General features: G+C 48.7%; 1 protein-coding gene. It reads left to right on the top strand.

Features of this window, described 5'->3' with window-relative positions; genetic code table 11:
* Positions 1 to 860 (top strand): formylglycine-generating enzyme family protein (locus ACYVRH_RS13500; RefSeq protein ID WP_461257411.1); only part of this gene is annotated, 860 nt, incomplete at its 5' end.
* Positions 861 to 879: the final 19 nt, after the last annotated feature.

The following is an 879-nucleotide window of genomic DNA, read 5'->3' as shown; positions in this document are numbered from 1 at the left end:
GTTCAACATCGAACAAAAACAATAAAAACAAAACTCCAACAGTTGTCGAAATGGTACGGATAACTGGCGGCAGTTTTTTGATGGGTAAAGATTTGGGAAACGCTGCGACAGGTGACGTAACCCCTGTACACAAGGTAACGCTGACAGACTTTTACATGGGAAAGTACACGGTAACGCAAGAACAGTATCAGGCGATGATGGGAACAAACCCAAGTTACTTTAACGGGACTACAGGTAAGGAACCAGCGGCTACAGAGGTACAAGGGAAACGCCCTGTGGAACAGGTAAATTGGTATAACGCTATTGTGTTTTGCAATACATTGAGCATGAAAGAGGGATTAAATCCCGCATACAGCATATTGGGGAGTACCGATCCTTCGGCATGGGGAGCAGTACCTACAACCAACAATGACGCTATATGGGACGCTGTGATAATAGTCAGCGGAGCTAACGGTTACCGCCTTCCGACCGAAGCGCAGTGGGAATACGCAGCAAAAGGCGGGAATCAAAACGCACAAGGTTGGACAGGGTACACATATTCGGGGAGCGATACTATTGGCGATGTTGCATGGATTTCCGCAAACAGCGGACGTATAACCCACGAAGTGGGAAAGAAAGCACCTAATGCCCTGGGATTGTACGACATGAGCGGTAACGTATGGGAGTGGTGTTGGGATTGGTATGGAACTTATGAAAACAAGGTACAGTCTGACCCTACTGGCGCGGTCTCCGGCACAGACCGTATATCTCGTAGCGGTGGGTATGGTCATTCGGCGGAAACCTCCCGTTCAGTCAGGCGGTCTTCCGACTACCCGAGCTACACGGACATTAATCTTGGCTTTCGACTGGTGCGACAATAGCCATTTGGATATATGGAAC

Source organism: Treponema sp. R80B11-R83G3, from assembly GCF_054786115.1.
The sequence above is the reverse complement of the archived record's forward strand: the minus strand, read 5'-3'. Positions and strand labels throughout refer to the sequence as shown.